Genomic DNA, 19818 nt, shown 5'->3' on the forward strand with positions numbered 1-19818 from the left:
TTAAAACTATTGATATTAGACTAAGTCAGATTGTACTCACAATCAACTTAGAATTATTGACGATTACCCAAACGAGAGTCAACAAACAACTGGCTGGCACGGCTGTCACCGGCAAATTTGAATTCATCAACCAAGTCACGAGCGCTGGCTTCTTCTTCAACCTGTTCATTAATGAACCAGTTCAAGAAGTTAACAGTTGCATAGTCTTCTTCTTTGATAGCTAATGCATAAATTTCGTTAATTTTACCGGTAATAACTTGTTCATGGTTGTAAACCATTTCAGCTACTTTCAATGGATCGCTAACTTCAACGGCCTGAGCTTTGATGTCACCCAAAGTAGTTGTTTCGTTACGAGTTTCTAAATAGTCAATAAATTTGAATGCATGATCCATTTCTTCTTGGTACTGTAAACGCAACCAAGCGGAGAAACCTTTAAAACGTGCATCAGCCATTGACAAGGATAATGCTAAATATAAATATGCGGAATTAAATTCAAAAATAACTTGTTCGTTTAATGCTTTTGCGATTTTTTTGTTCATGGTAAACTCACCTGAAGCCTTTCTTCTCAATTAATTTTTTAATTAATGTTACACCACGCAGAAATTTACATGCTGTAATGGAGCCGTGATTCACATCACTAAGCTTGATTAATTCTTTAAAAGTATTTATTATCACTTACAACTTCATTATAGCACATCGATAATCATAAATCTACCCTTGTTTTTCAAACAACGACCATATAATAATTCTAATAATTCATATGTTGAATTACTAAAACAGCTACCACCGTTATCAACAAAGGTTTCCTTACTCTATCATCTTCTTCCTTGTTATTTGTTCTATTTACTTCGTTGCTCTTAACAACTCTGTAATCATTACTCTATGCCTGCTACATTAAAACAAGATGAAGATTTAGTGAACTTTTAGATTTAAATGAGATTCTTTTTCAGTAAAATAAAAGGAGCCCACCTCGGGGCCCCTAATACAAGGAATTATGTTATAAACTTTGAATCTACCAATTAATGGGCTGCACCTTTTAGGTTTAATAATATTACCCCGATTACAATGAGTGCGATACCAATTACAGCTGTCATAGAAAGCTCTTCTTTCCAAATATATACACCGATAAGGGCTGTTAACGCAGTCCCGATACCTGACCAAATGGCATAGGCAATGCTGAGGGGAATCAAATTTAATGCCTTGGACAACACATAAAATGAGGAACTCATACCCACTACAAATACGACGGATGGAATCAACTTAGTGAATCCCATAGATAGCTTTAACATGGATGTCGAAAAAATCTCCAATAAAATAGCTGCACCTAAAAATAAATAACCAATCATTTAGTAACCTCCTTAGCACCTTCGGCAAATGCCGAAGTAAATTGTTCCATACAAGCTAACATTAAAGCGACTTTTTCGTCGCCCATTTTTTGCAAAGCATAAAACTCAACCGCTTGTAACTTCTCCATAACGGGCCTATACGTCGCGAGCCCCTTAGCGGTTAGTGCCATATACTTCTCACGATTATCTTCAGTACCGGCCGTATACGTAATAAGACCGGTTTGCTCAAAACCTTTACAAATCGTCGATACGGTCTGCTTTGGCAAGGCCCATTCCGAGCAAATTTCACGCTGTGTAGCCTTTTCACCGTAAAAAATAGTCATAATCACAGCTAACTTATTGTAGCTAAGACCTTCTTGTTTAGCCCAATCAGCATATAATTCCACTATGCGACCAAAATAGCGACCAAGTGCTTGTATTTGTTGCTTGCGTAATTGTTCCAAAATAATACCTCCCGATTATTAAAAAACTATATTCCATATTTGCCAACTATAATATAAACCAAAAAGTCCTAATTCAGACTTAACTACAATAGTTATTATAGTACGAATTAGGACTTTTGTAAAGGTCTGATTTAGGACTTTTTTTATTTTTTATTTTTATTTAACTATAATCTGGCAACTACGCATCGTTTCCAAAGCCGCTTCATGTTTCTCAGGCGTTACCCCGGCACAGCTATCAGCCCATACCGTAATCGGCACATTCGGCAAAAAAGCTTTTAACAAAATGGCATTGGATACGACGCAAATATCGGTACAAAGACCAACGAGTTCAATAGAATCGATTTCTTCTTCCTCATTCAAATATTGCAAATCTTCCGCCAATTCAACCGAACCAAATTGATTTTTGCAATATACTTTTTCCGGATCAATCGGCGCTGCATTTATAATCTCAGGAGCTAGTTGCCAACCTTCCGTGCCTTCTTGGCAATGCAATACCGGTAAGTTCTGCCCTTCCTGTTCATTTAAATACGCTTCATCATGCGTATCCATGGTATAGAAAACATCGCCATCAAACTCGGCAATCTTAGCTGCCACTTTAGGTACAATCGCTTGCGCTTCAGCCGTCCCCAACGAACCGGTAATAAAATCATTTTGCATATCCACAACGATTAAAATATTCTTGCCCATGATAATCAGCTCCTCACTTTATAAATACATACTATTCGACTTCTTTTTCCAACATTTCACGAAGAACTTTTTCAAATTCTTCAATTGGCAGTGCCCCCGGTAATGCTACTTTATCGTTTACTACAAAGAACGGCACGGAGTTAATGCCATAACGAGCAGCTAACGCTTCTTCCTCACGAACCTCATTAGCATACATATCCGAATCTAACACAGCTTTTACTTCGTCTTCAACCAAGCCGGCTTCTTTGGCTTTTGACATTAATACAGCATGGTCTGCCAACACTTCATGTTTTACAAAATACGCCTCATACAATAATTCAGTCAAAACTTCGGCTACATCATTGCCTTTTGCCTGAGCTAACTTCGTAATACGATGCGCATCAAAGGTATTTGAAGGTTTTGCCAAATCGTATCTGAAATCGATACCGAGAGCCTGCCCCATCATATTTACGCCATTAATTCTATCAGCTGCATCTTCCATCGTTAAACCGTATTTTGATGCAAGACGCTCAGTAGCAGTCCCTTCCACTACTGTAGGTGCACTCGGATCCAGTTCAAATGCCTTCATTGTTACTGTAAACGTTTCATCTTTTTCTTTATTTATTTTCTCAATGGCAGCCTCTAAATGCTTGCGTCCAATGAAACAAAACGGGCAAGCATAATCTGACCAATATATAATTTCCATAAAAATTCCTTTCTTAACTGTATCTATTTTTTAACTGTAATTAAGCAATTGTAATTAATTATAACATTCTATAACCCTAATTATAGAATAATGATTTTAGTTACTCTATTTCCATCATGCACAAATCGTATTCCGGCTACATTATCAGTCATGGGCATGAATCTACCATAAAACCAGCTATCTTTATCTTGAGAAACTGTATCTGGTTGGCCATATAAAGAATAAACCTTCTCCAAGGTATCTCCTACGGCCACTCCACGAGCTGTCACTGCATCACGATTTGACACAGTAATCATGTACATTTCTTCACTCCCCATAAAATTACTAAAGTAAATCCCACCATAGGTTACAGCTGATATTCTATTGCCAATATAATCAATTTTATCAGGTTTACCCAGACTTTTAATAATACTTTCAAAGGAAGAACCTAAGCTTACACCGGCAATAACTTTCTCTTCTTTAGAAATCATTGTTCCATAAAGTCGCCCCGGTTTGACATTATCATATTTCCCCGTCATATTAATCAAAGAACTCTTTACCTTACTCTTTGCCGGCATCTTTTGACTTGAATCTTGTTGAGCAACTACGGCTGCCTCTACATGTGAAAAATTAGTGTCAACCACAAGATTTATCCCACTTATCCCCAAAAATACACTAACACCAACAAGAACTGAAACTATCTTTTTCATAATAATCCCCTTTCCCCAATAAACAGTAGTAATCGCTAATTATGCTAATAAAAAAGTAACATAATAACTTCCCTCTTATCGATTTCGACATATCTCAATTAAACTCCTTTTTACAAATCACTATTTGAATTATACATTAACCGCCAAAAACCTCCCCATAAACTATGAGGAGGTTTTAATCAGATTATCAAGCCATATGTGCCTCTATAATATTATTATATATCTACGCTCTGCTACGCCACGTCAAAAGCAAGGCGGAATTAATAATAACTAATACGGAGCCCGCGTTATGTACCAACGCACCCGTTACCGGTGTTAAAATGCCCGGGAAGGACAAACCGATGGCCGTAAAGTTTAGAATCATGGCAAACGCCAAATTCCACTTAATGGTGCTCATCATGCGTTTAGACAAGGCCATAAGATGAGGCAATTCTTTAATTTCATCATCAACGAGGGCAATATCGGCCGCATCAACCGCAATATCACTGCCTACGCCACCCATAGCAATACCTACCTGTGCTTTTTTAAGAGCCGGCGCATCATTAATACCATCACCAATCATACAAATAGATTGATTTTCATGAGATTCAATGTAGTTTAACTTGTCTTCCGGCAAACAATTCGCACGAATACTGCGGATGCCCAATTGAGAGCCGATAGTGTAGGCCGCACTTTCATTATCGCCGGTCAAGAGAACCGTCTCAACACCGATACGATTTAGTTTATCAATAACTGCCTGGCTTTCGCTACGCACCGTATCAGCCAATACCAAGTAACCTACCAAATATTGACCAACTGCCACATAAACAATGGTGCCGCCTTGATCAAGATAGCTAGCGCCGCTTGTTTTCACAGAAGATGCAATTTCAATACCCGCTTCCGCCATCATGCGTTCATTACCGGCAACGATTAACTGGCTTGCAATTTTACCGGAAACGCCACGACCCGGTAGCATTTTAAATTCAGTAACAGGCAATATATCCGTTTTAGAACCTTCTTTAAACGACTTAACAATAGCTTTGCCCAACGGATGCTCCGATAACGCTTCCAAGCTGGCTGCCAAACGATAGACCGAATCACTGGTACAACCCACCGGAGAATCAATCAGTTCAACCGCAATGACCTTAAGCATACCGAACGTTAACGTACCGGTTTTGTCAAAGGTAACAGTCTTCACGTTAGCTAACCGTTCCAGCGCATCCCCTTCACGCACCAAAAAGCCATGTTTAGTGGCATTTCCGATAGCCGCCATGATGGCCGTCGGCGTAGCCAATACCAAGGCACAAGGGCAAAATACAACGAGTATAGTAACGGCGCGCAGGATTTCACCGGTCACGGCCCAAGTGCCGATAGCGGAAAGTAAAGCAATCACTACAACCCAAGTAGCCCAACGATCCGCAAGGCCTACAATCTTCGCTTTGCCTGCATCAGCGGACTGAACCAAGCGAATCATACGTTGAATAGAGCTGTCTTCACCAACCTTTACGGCACGCATATCAAAGCTGCCAAACTGATTCACCGTACCGCTGGACACCATATCACCTACCGTTTTATCCACCGGTAAAGATTCCCCGGTAAGTACGGCCTGGTTAATCGAAGTTTCACCGGCGATAATTTCACCATCCACCGGAATCGTTTCGCCCGGTAACACGCGCAAAATATCGCCCACTTGGACTTCATCAGCTTTAACAAATTGAGCCCCACTAGCCGTTAAAACACGTGCCTCTTGAGGTGTTAAATTAACGAGCTTTTCAATACCGGCTCTTGCTTTAGCTACCGTAATATCTTCAAGGAGCGCACCAATTTGCATAATAAACGCCACTTCGGCAGCCGCAAAAATTTCACCGGTCGCCACAGCCGCGATCAAGGCCAAGGATACCAACACATCAGCTTTTATATCAAACTCAGTTACAAGGCCGATAATGGCTTCTATAATAATCGGCAAGCCGCAAAGGATAATCGCCACCCAAGCAATATCAAACGGTAGCGGCTGATAATCAAACAAGCTGGCTAATACAGCTAAGCCGGATAATACCAAAAACGCTATATCTTTTTTAATACCGCCTAATTCCAATAAATACTCTAATTTGCTAAATACATTGGTTTCCAACTTTCGTATAGCCGTTTCCATGATAAACCTCCTGTTTGACTGATGATACCGATATGATAATAATGAAATATAAACGAACATATCATAATATATAAGCAAGTATTCATATGTTGTTGCTTATAATGCCCACATAGGCAGACTCTTTATGCGCTACCTATATGGGCTTATTTTCGAACTTTTATACCTATAGGGGTATAAGTTATTACACTTGCATTATACCTATAGGGGTATAGGTTGTCAATAAGAAAATAAAAAAGACGAAGATTTTCTCTTCGCCTTAAGGACTTACTATTCAATTTTATTCGTAAACATACACCGACGAATCAATCGCCTTACATCTACATGTTACTGCTACTGCATGTTGGCAAAACGTTCTACTGCTTTAGTGAATTTATCAAGGGTTTTATCCACATCGCCGTGCTCTAACCCATCGCGTACACAGTGACGAATATGGCCTTCCAGAATAACCTGCCCACAACGATTTAAAGCAGATTTTGCAGCATTAATTTGGGATAAAATATCCTCACATGGTACGTCTTCGTCTACCATTCTATCTATCGCCTGCACTTGCCCGATAATTTTCTTGAGGCGGCGATGTAAATTGTCCGCATCCATACACTGTTTCATTAGGTATCCTCCATCTTTTTTATCTTTATTTAATAATAACCGCGAACACATGTATTGTCAATAAAATAACTCTGATTCATATTTCAAATAAAATATAATCATAGTCAACTTACTGTCAGTTATAGGTAAACAAAAAAGCACCACAGTTATTTTTAAAATAACTACGATGCTTTCTCTGTCACTTTTACAAAGTAACGATTGTTTAGTTGCGTTGTCATCATTCTCTTTGTTCCCATTAGAAAGTTTTGAGCCAATCTTCGATTGCTTTATTAATCAAAATTAAAATTGCCATCATACTGCATCCCTCCATCTCAACTACTGTCCTACCATAGGGACTACTTTTTCTATAGACGCTATTCTAAACTATAAAGTAACTTTACAGTCAATAGATTTTCCCTAAATATTAGATGAAGTTTATATGATATTTTCTATAGTATCTTATCACTATTTTAAATATTCAGTATAAATGTGCACCAGAGGCAATACAAAGGCAATATAAAAGCAACACAAAATCAATACGCAAACAATGTAAAATCGTTACTTTTTGACTACCGGAATCTGAAGTATTGTAAAAATTTCGTCATGAAGAACTTCGTCAAACGTCGTATCCAAGAAACAGGAATCCACCACATCACCGCAAACGGTATACCCCTTTTCCGCAATCCAAGCCAAGAGCTGTTTTAAAACAGTTAAATCAGTTGGGCGCCCCCGCTTATAACAGCAAATATAATCGCCTTCCGGCAAATTCAAGACAGTTGACTCAAATTCAAAATTCCCCACGGGAACTCGAATATAGCAGCCCCCGTCTTTAAGCATGTTATCCGTTTTAAGTGCTTCTTCTTTTATCAAAAAACCATAGCTATAGGCCGGCAAAAACTCATGATTATATAAATCGCGCCAAAGCTCCATAGACGTTAAGTGGATATTTTGACGATCCACATCACCTGAGTCGTTTTCTAAAAATGTTTTAAAAATAATGGTACGTTCTTTATAATGTCGCAAAAACGGTTCCCCCTGTGGTCTCGCCACGGCGTTGACCGCTTCCTTATACATATAGAGTCGCTGCTGCAAAGCTAAACGCTTACGCCCTAACTCTTGCATTTCTCTCTGAATCTTTAATTCCTGTTCGGCCAATAACTCTAATTCTGCTTCCGGTGTACGATTATTTAAATGTCCTTGAATCTCTTTCAAACTGATACCTAAAGCTTTTAAAAAACAAATTTCACGCAAGAGCGGAATCTGCACACGGCTATAATAACGATAACCATTTGATGCCGTAAAAACCGGTGAAAAAAGCCCGATAGAATCGTAATACAAAAGCGTTGGACGCGTTAAGCCATGAAGTTTCGCCATATCACTAATGCTGAGTAAATTGTCGTGGATTGACTCGTCCATCACAATCGCTTCAGTTATCGCTTTTTCATGGCCCCCCTCAATACTCAGATTCATTGGAGTATCCAAACCGTGCTCACCGACAATATTTGTAGCTGTATGCTTCATATCAGTATCAAAAGCAGGTATTTTTGCCTTATTGTCAGTATCCATGACTCTTTACTCCTTATCCATTTTCTAAACTGTGAATATATAAATTCCAAATAATTTCTTGCATATGGCGATGACCTCTAATCCCCATAAAAGGGCGTTCAGCCAGTACAATCTCAGCCGGTTCCGGATTACTGATTGTTTGATATGCAATATGCTTATCCGGCACACATAAACGTCGCTCTTGATCACTTCCTAATAATAAACCATTCTCGCCGGTTTGCAAAGCGGCCTGCCAATCATGGCCTTGTACATAGGAATAATAGTCCGGATTAGATTTGCTATCGTCATGCACAACATAAGTAAACTGCCCCGCATCAAGCCATTCATCATTAAGGGCCCGTTCCATACCACGCACAACTGAACTTGGCGCTGATACTAAAACAGAATCAAACCAAGGTTCACCGCATAAACGTTGAATCTCTTTAGTCCGTTCAAATTGACGGGCCTTTTCGCTTTGAATAAGGTCTGTTAGGGGCTTTAAGCGTATTTCAATTTGCGCTTCATCTCTATCGTCGGACTTAGTTAATGTATCAGATTCATCAGCTTGAGAACCTGCAGCATGGGCCTGTTTCATGAGTGCCGTCACTATTTCATGTGCCCATGTAAGCGTCCCTTCCAGGCCATATGGCAAAACCGGTTCAATATACGGCATGGCTAGTTTTTTCAATAACCACTCAGCCACCTCATGACTGAGTTCAGGATGAATGACTACATTTAAATCAGCCTGCGACAAACACTTCAAATCAGCCATATTATGATTGACGGCCAATATCAGATTGACGTCTATCCCCACTATTTTCAAAAGCCGTTCCAACTCTGCCAAATCGTCTATTTCATTATAATACGTGACGGAACAACCGATTAGATTTACCGTATACTGTGACTTAGTCATTCTATCATTGCCATTTTCTTGGCCACACTCTTCGTTATGGACTTTGCCATTCTTTTTGGTATCAGCAGATTTTTCAACATTTTGAAAATCCACCAATTTCAGCAAATCAAGCAAGGCTTTACGATAGCCAGCCCAAAAGTCACCCAAAGTACCACCTGAGTCCATAGTAAGTATAGGACAAGTCAAATCAGATTCGCTGACAATGCTCGACAAATCATCGCCTATCAGACTAAAAGCACAACTATTTTCAACTAATACTAATCCCGGTGCTTTTGGCAGTTTAGTTAAATCTGCCAACGTCTGCAGCAATTCTTTTTCAGTACCAAACACGATAGCCCCATTGGATGGATAGGTACACAGAAAGCGTTGACCCAAGTTTAGACCCGGGCGGTCAGTAACCTTCATAGCATAAAAGTAGCACCAGGTAGGGCCGTTCGCGACAATATACGCATCGGTAATGCCAGCAGCCATAGCGGCAGCACCGGCAAGGGCACAACTTTGTAAACATTCATTATGATTAAACCACGAATTACCAGCCATAGAGCACAATCCCCCTCTCACCGCGCCGTCTTGCCAACATAAACAGCTTGCGATACATCTGTACCAAACCGGCCATGCCGATTGGCGGCAAACAAGGCAATATTAGTTGTCGTAAAAAAGGCTCGGCCAATTCCTGCGTAGTTATAATTAAAGCATCTTTCGGTAATACCGTATCCGCAGTTTCTAAAACAATCGTTGTCTCCGGATAAAAACGCTGTACCATCGTTCTATACATAGCCTGTTGGGTTTCCGGAACATTATCCAGAATAACAACCTTTGCTAACGATAAATTACCTAAATGGATCCACTCAAGAACCCAACTCAAATCGTAGTTAGGGTTTATATAACCTAAAGAAAGCACGATAGAAGCCTCTTGAAGTGTCTTTTTAAAAGGTTCAAAACCTTCTTCAAAACGGCGCCACACATTAGCTTTTATCGCTTCTATCTCAATCTTATGATTCTTAGCGTCGCTCTTAAAATTTTGCAAAAATACGCTAAAATCGTCGAGCCAACGCCTCGTACCTTCCCAACCGATTGGATAATCAGAGGCAAAATGAGAAATACCAAGCTTTTCGTTCATATAATCGGCAATTTCACGTAAATAAGCATAGGCCTTTTGTGTACCGCCTAAAATAACCGTAAAATCCGACTCACCGATCTTTTGCATATCTTCAATTGAGCAATAACCGGGAAATGCTTTATAAATCTCTAAACCAAAATCTTCAATTAAAGCACAGAATTGTTGGATAGCCATTGAGCCGGGCCCGTCTTTTTCGCCGATAAGTGTCACTTTATAGGGCTGGTCAGATGTAACGTTAGGGAACTCTTTTTTCGCCATGAAACGGTCAATTAATAATTTTGCAGCGCTAATAAATCCACCATAATATTCACCATCTAAAAAACCATGACAATCCACATGGAGTACGGGAATGCCATATTCTTGTTCTGCTTCTTGGCAAACAGCCGCCGAATCATCACCGATAACACCGGCTACACAGGAATCGGTCACCACAATATAGCGTGGCTTATAGGTTGCTACCACATAATCTAAGCATTTTTTCAGCAACTGACTACCACCAAAGATCGATTCCTTCTTGGCAATATTAGACGTGATGAGCGGTGCTGTATACGGCGGATTCGTATATTCGCGACGTGCCAACATACGAAAGTACTGATTACGTTCCATTTCTTCCGTAATATGGGCACAAGCTTTCGGTGCATGATACACAACCACACAACCTTCAGAATGCGCTACTGCTTTCCATACACCAGGCATACTGCAACTGTAACTGACTTTGTCTTTGATAAAACGTCGCTTATTCACGGCCATAGCTATACACCAACTCTTCCAATTCTTCGAATGCTAACGGCTTTGGTATATCCGACGCTTGACTATCCCAAATGTGGCTTGCCAACTCACGATACACGGTAGCTTGCGCGCTATCAGGAGCATATTCAATAACCGTCTGACGATTAATTTCCGCATTCTGTACAATATTATCACGGGGAATCACGGCAACAACTTTAGTTCCCAAACGCTCTGCAAAGGCATTAACTATAGCCTCTTCATTAGGAACCATACGACTATTAAGAATTAGGCCACCCAAACGTACGGATCCTCGTTTGGCAAAACGGGCAATCCCTTTACAGATATTATTGGCCGCATAGAGAGCCATCGTTTCGCCGGACGTAACAATGTAGATCTCATCGGCATAGCCTTCACGAATCGGCACGGCAAAACCACCGCAAACCACATCACCAAGGACATCATAAATAACAATATCTTTGTCATCCATTACCGATAATTCGTTGAGTTTCTCTAAGGCAACGATGATACCGCGACCGGCACAGCCCACGCCCGGCTCCGGTCCGCCCGCTTCAATACAAGTAACACCGGCAAAACCTGTATGCACAACGTCTTCTAAGGTAACGTCATCATCTTTTAGACATACTTCGTCCAACACCGTTTGATGACAAATCTTATGAAGAAGCAAACGGGTAGAGTCATTTTTCGGATCACAACCGATTTGACAGACTTGACGCCCTTGCTGCGCCAATGCGGCCGATATATTGGCAGTCGTCGTGGATTTGCCGATACCGCCTTTACCATATATAGCAATCTTTTTCATAATAACCACTGCCTTTCAAATGTATAAGGCTATGTAGAGTTAGCAATTTTATAATGAATCTAAAATAACTTTGTTGATTCTATCTTGTAATTCACTATTTCGTAGTATCCCCTAATCGAATACGCACTTCATTGATAATATGATTCTCTAAGTTACGAATTACATCCGCCACTTCAAATTGGTGAGTAGCTGAAATACCGGCCGGCTCAAAATATTCAAGGCTATTCGATGGATAAGAGCCAGATGATTCAACGGGTACCAAACCCAGCTGTACTAAGCCGAGATTTAATTCTTCATCCGTCAACAGCCCCCACAGCCATTCATCTACCAAATGCGACCACATAGCACTCATAACTACAGTTTCATTACTGCGCGCATATTTCTCAAATGCATTAAGCACTTCAAACTTCTCATGCCCGTCAGCCTCATACTCACTCATATAGCTTTCAAACAGATAGTTCAGGGAAAGCCCGAAGCGCTGCAAACGCTTAAATAGATTATGTTGCTGTTTCGGCCCCAAATGAGTCTGCTTGTATAATGCTAATTTTACCGCTTTTTTGACAGCTTTACCAATTAATTCACCCAATTTGGAATGCTTGCCGGCACTGTCGTAATAATACGGTGATTCACTATTAGCGACTACTATAGTCTGATCCGTGCCGGAACCGGTGGCGATGCCCATGGAATAATGGCTGCCGGCTTGAAGTTCTTGCAATGCAGCCGTTTTCGCTTCGGTGCATGTTACCAATGCCCGAGCTAATAAAGGCTCTGCTAAATCGCCGTCAATATAAAGAATGATGTTAATTGTCCCCAATGGCTCTGCTTCTGTACCATTTGGAGCTTGCTGCCGTCCTGTTTTAAAACGTATATCGTCATCTGTAGTTGTTTCAGTTTTTTCCAACGGTCTATAATACGACGCTTCATCGCCTACACGTCCGCCATTAACATCAATACCACCGGTAACAATAGCCGTCACCGTAAGTTCCTTATAAGACTTCTCAATAATCGCTACATTCTCCATGTAGGCCGCCGTACCAATGCCGGTTCCTTTGGTGGGTTCAAAACCTAGACGCAACGTTACATCATGCAAATGCTGCAAATAATCTTCCAGTGACGTGCACATCGTCTCCCCGGGGCTGGGCTTGGAGTCATGATTGAACACATAAGTATAATCCTCATGATAACCACCATTAAATAGAGAGGTACTCAATACCTTGCGCGGTTCGGTAAAATTAACTACGATTGATCGTTCATAACGTGATACCGAGTCGCCGGTTGGCAATTTCCACAGTTCCATAAAATAGATTCCTTTTGGTGAAAAATAACATATAGATATAGCCCCCATTACTTGCATAATGGGGGTAATCTTTAAACTATAGTAAAAGAACTAATACTATACTGCATTCGATATTTATATTAGAAAGTGAATTCCATACCTAATTGATAGTTACGGCCAGGCATTGCCCACCAATCTCCAGCACTGCCGCCCCAACCGGCAACATTCGACATTTCCGCATAATATACATCAAATAGATTATTAACGCGTCCGAAAACGGTAATGTCATCAGTAATACGGTAATTGGCACTTACATTCGTAATCCAATAGGTGCTCTTAGGGAAGAAATCACCTTTATCGGCAGTCGTAGCAATGCCCGGACGGTTAATTACGGCACGTACATCCAAATGAGCATCCCATTTAGCATCGTTATAGTCTAAACTTAAATTGATAGCATGTTTCGGTACATAGCCGTTTGCATTGGCGGAGCGTCCGGATGTAGCGTCAATATGGGTATATGTATAAGCCGCTCCGGCTGACAAGTTACCGGTAATTTGCTTACGCAAATCGAAGCTGAAACCACGTGCTTTTTCATTTGAAAAATTAGCATACTTACTGGTAGATCGATTGAAATCAATTTTATCAGTGGAATGGCGGGTAAAGAAGTTTAAATTGCCTATTAAGGAATTACTAAATTGATGATGAACACCAAAATCTACTTCATGACCGGTTTCCGGTTTTAAGTTTCTGTTCCCATAGTTATCACTGAATAACTGATATGGGGTCGGAGCCAAGAAATATTCATTATACGACACATATACATTAGTCTTTTCATTTACATCATAACCCAAGGAAATGTGAGGTGATGTATGGGACCCGAATTCCGAATGATGATCCACACGAATGCCAGGTGTTAATGTCCATTTTGGAGCAAAATTCCAAGCATCTTGAACATAATACGATGTATTCGTTAACTTTTTACCGGTAATTTTTTCCCAGCTGTCACCGATAGTATTTACTTTATCCTGGCGCCAATCAAAACCACCAATCAAAGTATGTTTATCTAAAAGATACGTTACCTGATCGCCAATTGCAATCGTTTTAATATCCGTCGTATAGCCGTCATAAGTACCATCATAGTGATTGTTTAATACATATAACTGATGACTTAAGCGATCATTAATCTTATTTTTCCAAATGCCACGGAACGAATCATTGCCTTCATTACCATAACGAATATGATTTAATTTTTTAGCAGAATCGGCATATTTTACATCGGCACGATAGGAATCATAAGAAATCATCACATTATTGTTATCATCAATATCACTACCCACCATGAAAGATGCGGTACGTCCGTTTAAATGTTGTGGAACTTCGACCCCATGAGCATCCTTATAGCTACCCACAATATCTTTCTGATACGATGCACGCCAATATACATTGCCTTCTTTACCTTCGTTGATAAATTTATATTGTTCTTTATCATAACTGCCACCGGTAATACGAGCAGTTGTTTTCATGCCTTCTTCCGGTACACGAGTAATAACATTTACAACACCGCCAATAGCACCGGACCCATATAAGGTAGAAGCAGCCCCTTTAACCACTTCCACACGATCAATACCATCCATATTTTTTAAAATAGTAAACGGTACGTTAACACCGGCAGCATTCATATTAATACCATCTACCATATATAAAACATTATTACTACCATTAATTCTGAAAGAATTAGAGTTAGTATACCCTACACCGCCACCATATGTATTAAACTCTACTCCCGGTACGTTACGCAAAGCTTCCCCTAAATTAGATTCATGTCTTTCTTCCAAATCTTCGCCTTTTACAACAGTTACACTGGCAGGAACTTTGGTAACCTGTTCTTCCGTTCTTGTAGCAGTTACTACAACATCAGGTAATGCATATACCTCATCAGTAGTGCCGGCTGCCGCCATGGTTTGGCCACTTAATGACATACCCATTAGTGCAAACGTAACATAAGCAGCTAACATTTTTTTGTTTTTACCAATAACTCGACCCATAATAAACCCTCCAACTCAATACCTATAAAAATACTTATTATAAAAATAGTAATAAACTAAACACCTTAAACACGCTTTATTATTTTGCGGAGTATCCATATGTTACACGCGCCAATTCCTCAATACCATTAATCATAAACTGTGAATAACTCATTATCCAGCGAGCGTCAATTACATAAATTTGATGATTTTTTACAGCTTTCACATCTTTCAAGGCAGGATCACTATATAATGAAGTAACTTCAATTTCTTTATACTGATCAAAACTATAAACATTTGACGGTACAATAATAACATCAGGATTAATTCGTATTAAATCTTCACGAGTTCCGCTTTCACTGATGTCCAAGCCCAATAAAGCTGCCGCATTAGCTGCATTTATCAGCTGTGTCATATTGTCAAAAGTGCTCCCTATACCGCCGGTCAAGCCTAAAACACCATAAAATCCGACAATTTTCCGGCTTTTAACCTGCTCCGTAAATGCAGCAACCTTTACCAATCGTTGCTGCATTGAGTTAACAATGGCTTCGCCTTTACTCTTTTGATTTAATAAGTCAGCTAACTCTAAAATAGTTTTTTCACTGCCATCTATAGTTCTTGGGCCTTTATATACATAGACTGGAACATTTAGGCCTCGTAAAGTAACCACCATTTCCTGGTCCACCCAGTCAGGAACAATCAGTAAATCCGGATGCAATGCCAAAACGGCTTCCGTATTCAATTTTACCTTTGCTTTTATTTGCTTGGATTCTTCCGGAAAATTATTTGGTAAATTACCTAAAGCCACAATCTTCTGCGGACCTACTAAAGAAATCACCATATCTTCCGTACTTACACCGATAGGAACAACGCGTGTAGGATTATCCGGCACCTGCACCACGGCACCGGTAGAATCTCTTATCTGATGTGTTCCCTCTAACGTTTTTGTTTCATCTAATGTCTTACAACCTACAATGGAAAATACTATCAGACAAAAGATAAATAAAAACCACAACTTTTTATAAACACTCATAGACTATCGTCCTTCAATTTCGCCTTCCATGGCTAAATACAATTGTTTTAATTGATCTTCCATATCTTTTGGTGCTTGCCACAAACCACGCTGAATAGCCTCTAATAATGTTTCAGCAATTCGGGCCAATGCCCATGGATTCACTGATTGCATCCATTCTTGCATATCTTTATCTAAAGCATACTTATTGGCATAGCCTTCATATACCCAGTCCTCGATTACAGCACTCGTGGCATCCCAAGCAAAACTGTGTGCCACCACATTTGCCAAATCAGAGGCTCCCTTATAGCCATGTTGTTGCATACCTTCTATAAACTTAGGATTTAACGTCTCACCACGAACTAAACGATTCACTTCCTCTTTTAAATTACGTGTTTTTACCTGTTCACGATTCGAACTATCACCAACATAGGAGCGTGGGACTTCACCGCGAATACTTCGAACAGCAGCTATTAAACCGCCATGATAGGCATTATAATCATCCGAGCTCAACATATGTGCTTCTCGATTATCCTCATTTTTAATGGTAACTTCCATAGTAGCTAATCTTCTTCTAAATATGCGTTTATCCTGATTTGATTTAGCACCGTCACCATAACAATAACTACCCCAAGTTACATAAACATCGGCCAAATCATCAATCGACTCCCAATTTTTCTGCTCAATTAATTGTCCAATACCGGCCCCATATGCCCCGGGTGGATCCCCAAATAAACGGAATCTGGCTTTTTGATAAGCGGCTTTCTCATCTTCACCTTCTGACACAAGCCAAGAAACATCCTCATTAATATGTTTTTTTATAAAATTATCTTCTTCACTCTCATCCAATTCAGCAACCAAAGTTACTGCTTTATCAAGCCATTTTAAGGCATTTGGCATCATGTCTCTGATAAGACCACTTATTCGTCCGGTTACATCAATACGTGGTCGTTTCAGTTCTGCAAGCGGTATAGCCTCAACTCCGATAACACGACCACCGCCACCTTGCCAAATTGGTCGAACCCCCATTAAATTCATAAACTGGCCTAAACATTGGCCATGGCTTCGCGTATTACTACCGGCCCATAGAACTATGCCAATCGACTCCGGATAATGCCCTTCCTCTTTAATGAAATCGGTTATAACCTGATCAGCTAATGTACTTCCTAATTCATAAGCAACTTTCGTAGGCAACATTCTTTCATCCACACCGAAGAAATTGCGACCTGACGGTAAGACGTCGGCTCGTCCACTCGTTGCGGCACCGCCCGGCCCCGGTTCAATATAATGGCCGGCCAAAGCTTTTAATGTATGTCCTATTTCCTGTTCGGTCTGCTTTAATTTCGGCACGTACTCGTGACAAGCCTCCAATAAAATCGAACCGATTTCAGTCAAACAAACTTGCTTTACCTTACTGTCTTTTTCAACACTATACCGTTGCCATAACGTATTAACTGATTCCAAATGTTGCCATGAGTCGGAATAGATATAGTCATTTTCTGCTAAATGTGCAATCACATCACGAATCACATGCCATATTTGATCTACAATATCTTTGTTGCGAAGTATACATTTACCGGTAAACAAAAAGTCTTGATTCTCATTAGAATTGATTTGTTCACCTATTTGTAAAGAATCTACCTTTTGACCGCCATACTGTTCCAATGTATTCCAATCATAGCCCAGACCTTTGGCAATCGTATCCGGTAATGCCGGTACAATACCGTTTTGAACTCGCATAAGAGCTAATAAAAATTCTTGTAAATCCTTACCTGTCGGCGCCTTACCCAGAATATGCAAACCCGTACGCATTTGCATATGTTTTAAGTCTGTAAGCAACTCATGCAAATAGGCCAATACACTTTCCGCATCAGTCATTTTATCTTCTGGAATACTCTCCCAAAAATGACATGCTTTAGCTTGTTCAACAATGGCTGTATACAATGAAGTTAAACTTTCCGGCGATTCCAATTCAAAATGCCCGTACTCATCCAAGAGATTTTCTAATTCTTCATATTCATCATAAAGACCTGCCTTAGACATAGGTGGTGATATATGGCCGATTAAGCAGGCTGAACTTCGCCGTTTAGCTTGTATCCCTTCACCGACAATTGTCATCCAATAAGGATACACATTGGGTAAATCCTGAATGCCCATTTCAGGATAACAAGAAGAACTTAACCCCGTGCCTTTCCCGGGCAACCATTCCAATGAACCATGAGTGCCTACATGCATCACCACGTCCGCTTTAAATATCTCGCGGAGCCAATAATAGAATCCTTCATAATGATGTGTCGGAGCCAAAATAGGATCATGATACAATTTACCCGGATCTTCACCAAAACCACGTGGCGGTTGCACCGTTACCCAAATATTTCCATTACTGAATCCCGGAATCAGGAGTTCATCACCATAACGAAAAACTTCTCCCGGTGCCGGTCCCCAGCCTTCTTCCATATTTACTTTCGATTTATCCGGCAATGAATCAAAAAATTCCTTATATTGCTGCACACTTAATTTACCTTCGGCGTCTTCAACCTGTTCCTCACTCAGCATACTGCGATCATTAGTAGTATGTGATAAAACAGATTCTATTAATTCAGCCCCCGACTCAGGAATTAAGTCAATGGTATACCCTTCGTTCTTCATAGCTACCAATAAACGTTGCACCGACTCCGGTGTGTCTAAACCGGCTGCCGAACCTATATTAGAATTTTTAGGCGGATAATTATGAAGAATAATCGCAACTTTTCTTTCAGCTGGCAATAAATGACGAAGTTTTTCATATTTTACAGCTCGTTTAACGATAGATTCCACTCGTTCTTTAACCGGCCAATATATGTATTTACCATCAATATTAGTTTGTGCCGCTACAACCCCACCATGAAGGGAACCATCAAATTCCGGTAAAGATACCGATAAATTCACGTCTAAAGGACTTAAACCTTGTACATTGGCCTCCCAAGTCGCTTCATCCATATAGATGTTATACCCCATTAAAATCGGAATATCCCAATGACTAATATCTTCTTGAGTTGCTGCATTCAAACTGATTAGTGAAAATTTACAGGTATTAATTAATACTTCAAACGGTAAAGGTCCATCACAGAATAAAATCCGTAATGACTCTTTCAACGAAGGTGCTCCTATAAGCGGATTACCGCCGTATTGCCCGAAAAAGATAATGGGGTTGTAACCGTATGTCTTAATTGTTTTTCGCAACAATTCAGGATAATACAACTCCTTCATAATCCACTCTTCACGATAGAAAAATACACCGATACTTGGACAATCAACCACGCCTTCAGCTTCCAAATACTCTTTATAGGTCGCGTACGTGACGCCATTTTCACCAAGGATACCTTGCCATAGCACCGGTATCGGCTCCGGTACTTCAACAGCTTCACCGGCTAATGAAGCGGCATATAAAAACGAATTCTCAAAATTGGTAAGCCCACTCAACTGCTGATATTCTGACAATCGAATCATTTCAGCTTCACTCATACCGGCGCGCAATTTATCCATATCCTGTTCTTCATCGGCATACAACGCATAGCAAGGATGGTTCTGATATAACCAATTAGCCAAACGACGTAAAAACGGTGTATCTAATCCGGTCCCCATATGTTTCATAATAACAACATCTGATGTTTTAAGGCGTTGTTCCCATGATTCATTCCATTCCGGTTCTTGTTTTAAGTTATATAAGTCAATTTTAAAATGTTCTTTGGCCTCAATACGACCTTTAGCTTCAACTTCACGAACATGGTGTATTTGCTTAGCCATATTAGTAATATATAAAATTTTTTTCAT

At 40.1% G+C, this 19818-nt stretch carries 16 protein-coding genes; all 16 read right to left on the reverse strand.

The window, feature by feature from the left end; genetic code table 11:
• Window positions 1-53: 53 nt before the first annotated feature.
• The 16 genes from QZL64_RS13415 to cobN all read right to left on the reverse strand — a co-directional run bounded on the left by QZL64_RS13415 (window position 54) and on the right by cobN (window position 19818).
• Window positions 54-539, reverse strand: coding sequence for a ferritin (locus tag QZL64_RS13415; RefSeq protein WP_021842457.1), 486 nt, complete (start codon window positions 537-539; stop codon window positions 54-56).
• 480 nt (window positions 540-1019) lie between these two features.
• Window positions 1020-1346 (reverse strand): DMT family transporter, encoded by a 327-nt coding sequence (locus QZL64_RS13420; RefSeq protein WP_021842458.1) that lies wholly within the window; start codon window positions 1344-1346, stop codon window positions 1020-1022.
• Window positions 1343-1789: a MarR family winged helix-turn-helix transcriptional regulator gene (locus QZL64_RS13425; RefSeq protein ID WP_021842459.1), complete on the reverse strand. Its 447-nt coding sequence runs from the start codon at window positions 1787-1789 to the stop codon at window positions 1343-1345. The genes QZL64_RS13420 and QZL64_RS13425 overlap by 4 nt, the downstream gene beginning before the upstream one ends.
• 156 nt (window positions 1790-1945) lie before the next feature.
• Window positions 1946-2476, reverse strand: coding sequence for a cysteine hydrolase family protein (locus QZL64_RS13430; RefSeq protein ID WP_021842460.1), 531 nt, complete (start codon window positions 2474-2476; stop codon window positions 1946-1948).
• A 31-nt stretch (window positions 2477-2507) separates the two neighbouring features.
• The gene (locus tag QZL64_RS13435; protein ID WP_021842461.1) at window positions 2508-3161 is read right to left on the reverse strand and encodes a DsbA family oxidoreductase; all 654 of its coding nucleotides are present in this window, start codon (window positions 3159-3161) and stop codon (window positions 2508-2510) included.
• Window positions 3162-3241: 80 nt separating this feature from the next.
• Window positions 3242-3850 (reverse strand): hypothetical protein, encoded by a 609-nt coding sequence (locus QZL64_RS13440; protein WP_021842462.1) that lies wholly within the window; start codon window positions 3848-3850, stop codon window positions 3242-3244.
• Between the two features lie 223 nt (window positions 3851-4073).
• Complete coding sequence (locus QZL64_RS13445) at window positions 4074-5981, reverse strand: heavy metal translocating P-type ATPase (protein ID WP_021842463.1); 1908 nt, start codon at window positions 5979-5981, stop codon at window positions 4074-4076.
• 330 nt (window positions 5982-6311) lie between these two features.
• Window positions 6312-6587 carry a metal-sensing transcriptional repressor gene (locus tag QZL64_RS13450; RefSeq protein WP_006556589.1) on the reverse strand — a complete coding sequence of 92 codons (276 nt, stop codon included), beginning with the start codon at window positions 6585-6587 and terminating at the stop codon, window positions 6312-6314.
• Between the two features lie 537 nt (window positions 6588-7124).
• Window positions 7125-8132 (reverse strand): MerR family transcriptional regulator, encoded by a 1008-nt coding sequence (locus tag QZL64_RS13455; protein ID WP_021842464.1) that lies wholly within the window; start codon window positions 8130-8132, stop codon window positions 7125-7127.
• Between the two features lie 13 nt (window positions 8133-8145).
• Window positions 8146-9564, reverse strand: a complete 1419-nt coding sequence (locus QZL64_RS13460) for a nitrogenase component 1 (RefSeq protein ID WP_021842465.1) — start codon at window positions 9562-9564, stop codon at window positions 8146-8148.
• Window positions 9554-10894 carry a nitrogenase component 1 gene (locus QZL64_RS13465; protein ID WP_021842466.1) on the reverse strand — a complete coding sequence of 447 codons (1341 nt, stop codon included), beginning with the start codon at window positions 10892-10894 and terminating at the stop codon, window positions 9554-9556. The genes QZL64_RS13460 and QZL64_RS13465 overlap by 11 nt, the downstream gene beginning before the upstream one ends.
• Window positions 10881-11693: a nitrogenase iron protein gene (nifH, locus tag QZL64_RS13470; protein ID WP_021842467.1), complete on the reverse strand. Its 813-nt coding sequence runs from the start codon at window positions 11691-11693 to the stop codon at window positions 10881-10883. The genes QZL64_RS13465 and nifH overlap by 14 nt, the downstream gene beginning before the upstream one ends.
• A gap of 94 nt (window positions 11694-11787) precedes the next feature.
• On the reverse strand, window positions 11788-12990 hold the full coding sequence (locus QZL64_RS13475; RefSeq protein WP_021842468.1) for an adenosylcobinamide amidohydrolase: 1203 nt from the start codon (window positions 12988-12990) through the stop codon (window positions 11788-11790).
• A gap of 119 nt (window positions 12991-13109) precedes the next feature.
• Window positions 13110-15014, reverse strand: a complete 1905-nt coding sequence (locus QZL64_RS13480) for a TonB-dependent receptor plug domain-containing protein (RefSeq protein ID WP_021842469.1) — start codon at window positions 15012-15014, stop codon at window positions 13110-13112.
• Window positions 15015-15093: 79 nt separating this feature from the next.
• A complete protein-coding gene (locus tag QZL64_RS13485; protein WP_021842470.1) occupies window positions 15094-16026 on the reverse strand; it encodes an ABC transporter substrate-binding protein in 933 nt (310 codons plus the stop codon).
• A gap of 3 nt (window positions 16027-16029) precedes the next feature.
• On the reverse strand, window positions 16030-19818 hold the full coding sequence (gene cobN, locus QZL64_RS13490) for a cobaltochelatase subunit CobN (protein WP_021842471.1): 3789 nt from the start codon (window positions 19816-19818) through the stop codon (window positions 16030-16032).

Source organism: Veillonella sp. CAG:933, from assembly GCF_000431435.1.
GTDB lineage: Bacteria > Bacillota > Negativicutes > Veillonellales > Veillonellaceae > Veillonella_A.